Genomic DNA, 3,877 nt, shown 5'->3' with positions numbered 1-3,877 from the left:
ATACATAAGTTAGAATATAATATTAAGTTAAAATGGCAATTTAAAAAATTATTATGTTTTTAAATATAAAAAAGGTGAAGAATAAAAAATTCTTCACCCCTAAAATTTACTCTGTAGTAAACGGTAATAATGCTATGTTCCTAGCTCTTTTTATAGCTTCAGTGAGCTCTCTTTGATGTTTTGCACAGTTTCCGGAAATTCTTCTTGGAAGAATTTTTCCTCGTTCTGTAACATATTTTCTCAACTTATTTATATCTTTATAGTCTATAGACTCAGCTTTATCCGCACAAAAAGCACAAACTTTTCTTTTAGATCTTCTCATCTTTCCAGAATTTCTTCTTCCGCCTTCTCTATTTGGCATAAACCTATCCTCCTTACCTTTAAAATGGGATATCTCCATCATCAACAGGTGTAATATCCTCTCCATAAATCTCTTCATCAAATCCCTTGGATTTATTTGAATTTCCCGATGGATTTTCATTATTAAAATTACTTGAAGTCTTTTCTCCCCATTCAAGAAATTGAACTTCTTCTGCAATAACTTCCGTGACATATCTTCTACTACCGTCTTTAGCTTCATAATTTCTAGTCTGGATTCTACCACTAACACCTATAAGCTTTCCTTTGCTCATATAATTTGCTGTAGACTCAGCTTGTTTTCCCCATACAACAATAGGAATAAAATCGGCCTCTCTTTGCCCATCTTTAGAAAACCTTCTATCAACGGCTATAGTAAAGGTAGTAACAGCCTTACCCATTCCTGGTGTAAATCTCAGTTCCGGATCTTTAGTTAATCTTCCAATCAAAACAACTTTATTCAATTAAAACACCACCTATTTTTCATCCTTTACTATTATATGTCTTATAACTGTGTCTGTAATTCTAAATATTCTATCCAATTCCTTTGGCAATTTAGAATCGCCGCTGAAATTTATTAAGGTATAATATCCTTCGTTAATCTTATTTATTTCATAGGCAAGTTTTCTCTTACCCCAAACATCAACGTTTTCTATTACTCCTCCACCATTTTCTATTACACCCTTAAATTTTTCCACATTGGACTTAAAAGCTTCCTCATCTAATGATGGATGTAATATAAATATAGTTTCGTATTTTTTCATTGATTCCACCTCCTCCCTTCGGACTAATGGCTGTAATTCTTACAGCAGGGATTACAATTCTTTATTCTACCACTCATGTGCAATAAAATCAATTAATTTCAAAATTTTATTTATACATCTTTTGTCTCATCGGGGTTCTGTCTGATAATCTTTTTTACATTTTTAGAAAATTTGTTTCTAGGAAGCATCACTATTCTTCCACACCCACAACATTTAATTTTTATATCGGCCCCCAGCCTTATTATTTGCCACTCATTACTTCCACAAGGATGACCTTTTTTCATTTCAACTATATCACCCATATAAAAAACTTTCTTCATATGCTATTCCTCCTTTAATAGTTTTATTGACAAACAAGGAGTCTTTATATTTTCCACTTTGAGCATTTCTCCAATTTCCCTCCTAAGCTTCATTTCCATATTCCATTGTGTCATTGGTTTTGTCCTGCCAAATATCCTAATTGTCACTTTATCATCTATAATTTTCGTTACTCCTTGCACAATAGGCCCTTCTGTAATTGAACTATTCTCTTCCTCAAATTTATTGCATAAATTCGATAATAACTTTATAACTCTGTTAATATCCTCCTGAAATGAAATTTCTACATCCACCATAATTCTAATATTACCTTTGGAATGATTGGTGACTTTTGTGATAAGTCCATTTGGTATTATATGAAGATCTCCATTAAAATCTCTTATTTTAGTAATTCTAAGCTCTATACTTTCCACCACACCATCCCTATCATCTATCGTGACATAATCTCCTACTGAAAATTGATCCTCAAATAATATAAAAAAACCATTTATAATATCTTTTATAAGATTTTGCGCTCCAAATCCAATTGCAACTCCACCTATCCCGGCAAAAGTTAATCCAGTAGCACCCACTTTAGGGGATATCACCGTAATTATGGTAAATACTCCAAAAAAATATACTGAATATCTCAATATACTTTTTAAAATTGCTCCAACCGTTTTAGCCTTTTTATCATCCAATGAAATTCTAAAATCTTTCTGCCTTGAGACATACTTCGTTATAATTCTATTTCCCAGCTTGATTATCACATACATGAGAATTAATATAACCACTATCTTTAAAGCTACTTCTAGAAAATTGAAAATACTTTCCTTATTTATAGATATTCTTCCTATTTTAATAGCATCTTCTTCAACTATAATTTTTAAAAAAGAAAAAGCATTGCTGCTCAACATATTTTACCTCCAAAATCACAATTGTGTATATCCCCTATCATTTCTCCTGTAGATATTTTTAACCACTAATTGATCTTGTTCAACAAATTTTTTTACCATATCTATATATTCGCTATCAATTTTTATACTTATTCCGCAGCTTTGGGTAATGAGAGCCGGCGTCGGCATTACATTAACCTTTACGCCTTTTTCCTTTAAAAATTTTTCCCCATTTATAACATCATGAGTATTTTTAAAAATTATTATATAATATTCCTTCATAATTGTAGACCAGTTTTACAAAACTGTAACCTCCTGTAAAATTTTTCTATTTCTTTATGTACAAGAATAATTTATTAGTTTATAATTGTAGATAAATACTTTACTATTTTATATATTATTATAACAGAAATATTACTACAAGTTTATAAAATATATGGTATTTTAATTCTTTCCAAATAGCCATTAATGCCTGGTAAAAAATAAAAAGGAGTTGTTATTACTACTGTGAAAGAACTGATAAACAAAATTGATAAAATTGCTTTATTTTTTATAATCTACACATTAATATTTTTATTGTTTTTTAACACCATTGACTATACTCTGCCTTTTGTATTAGCTCTGATATGTGCACTCATACTTAGGAGACCAACACTGTTTATTACAAAAAAGTTTAAGATAAAAAATGGCATTGCTTCCTTAATTACAACTACAGTATTTTTTGCAATAATATTGCTTGTCTTATCTCTGGGAATAATAATGATAGCTCAAGAAGCTGTACAATTTGGTAAAAATGTTCAGATATATATTTCCAATAACTACAATGAACTATATAATTCTCTGTATAACCTGCAGAAATACTATAATAATCTAGATCCATACATAATAAATACTTTTGAGGGGAACTTTACAAGTTTCATTACCAAGGCGTCTAACGTAGCAATGAATTTTTCCGGTAAATTAGTAAGCTATTTAGTAAATTTAGTGGCTACAATACCTTATCTATTGATGGTAATACTCTTTACATTGCTGACTACATATTTTTTTACAAAAGATATGACTTCATCTAAGACAAATATATCCAATTTGATACCGGATAATAAAACAGCTAACCTTGCTAAAATATATAATGAAAGTAAAAAAATGATTGGAAATTATTTATTATCTTATATGATAATTATTTCACTTACTTTTATAGAAACTTTAATAGTATTTTCAATATTTAAAATAAAATATGCATTAATACTAAGTATAATATGTGCTATAGCAGACATACTTCCTATTATAGGGATAGGAGTAATCTATATCCCCCTGGCACTTATCTATCTGATAATTGCGCACAATTATGTAATCTGCATTGGCCTTATAATATCTTATCTTTTAGTTTCAATTATAAGGCAAATTATTGAACCTAAAATAGTATCTTCTTCTTTAGGTATACATCCTGTAGCAGTTCTAGCATCCCTATTCATTGGGTTAAAGATAAATGGACTTTCGGGTGTGATATTTTGCATTTTCCTAGTTATTTTTTTTAATATATTTAGAAAACTGGATATGTTATAG

The 3,877-nt window shown here is 29.5% G+C and carries 7 protein-coding genes; 1 reads left to right on the top strand and 6 read right to left on the bottom strand.

What is annotated here, in order from left to right:
- Positions 1-106: 106 nt before the first annotated feature.
- The 6 genes from rpsR to CLLU_RS18120 form a co-directional block, all read right to left on the bottom strand.
- Positions 107-361 carry a 30S ribosomal protein S18 gene (rpsR, locus tag CLLU_RS18145; protein WP_106011160.1) on the bottom strand — a complete coding sequence of 85 codons (255 nt, stop codon included), beginning with the start codon at positions 359-361 and terminating at the stop codon, positions 107-109.
- A gap of 19 nt (positions 362-380) precedes the next feature.
- A complete protein-coding gene (locus tag CLLU_RS18140) occupies positions 381-821 on the bottom strand; it encodes a single-stranded DNA-binding protein (RefSeq protein ID WP_106011159.1) in 441 nt (146 codons plus the stop codon).
- A gap of 12 nt (positions 822-833) precedes the next feature.
- Positions 834-1,121, bottom strand: a complete 288-nt coding sequence (gene rpsF / locus CLLU_RS18135; RefSeq protein WP_106011158.1) for a 30S ribosomal protein S6 — start codon at positions 1,119-1,121, stop codon at positions 834-836.
- 110 nt (positions 1,122-1,231) lie between these two features.
- Entirely contained in the window at positions 1,232-1,441 is a 210-nt protein-coding gene (locus CLLU_RS18130) for a DUF951 domain-containing protein (protein WP_106011157.1), read from the bottom strand.
- A 3-nt stretch (positions 1,442-1,444) separates the two neighbouring features.
- Positions 1,445-2,335, bottom strand: a complete 891-nt coding sequence (locus CLLU_RS18125; RefSeq protein ID WP_106011156.1) for a mechanosensitive ion channel family protein — start codon at positions 2,333-2,335, stop codon at positions 1,445-1,447.
- 15 nt (positions 2,336-2,350) lie between these two features.
- Positions 2,351-2,596, bottom strand: a complete 246-nt coding sequence (locus CLLU_RS18120; RefSeq protein WP_106011155.1) for a putative Se/S carrier protein — start codon at positions 2,594-2,596, stop codon at positions 2,351-2,353.
- A gap of 225 nt (positions 2,597-2,821) precedes the next feature.
- On the opposite strand from CLLU_RS18120, the gene ytvI reads away from it, so the two are divergent.
- Positions 2,822-3,877 carry a sporulation integral membrane protein YtvI gene (ytvI, locus tag CLLU_RS18115; protein ID WP_106011154.1) on the top strand — a complete coding sequence of 352 codons (1,056 nt, stop codon included), beginning with the start codon at positions 2,822-2,824 and terminating at the stop codon, positions 3,875-3,877.

It is taken from the genome of Clostridium luticellarii, assembly GCF_002995845.1.
GTDB classification, from domain to species: domain Bacteria; phylum Bacillota; class Clostridia; order Clostridiales; family Clostridiaceae; genus Clostridium_B; species Clostridium_B luticellarii.
The sequence above is the reverse complement of the archived record's forward strand: the minus strand, read 5'-3'. Positions and strand labels throughout refer to the sequence as shown.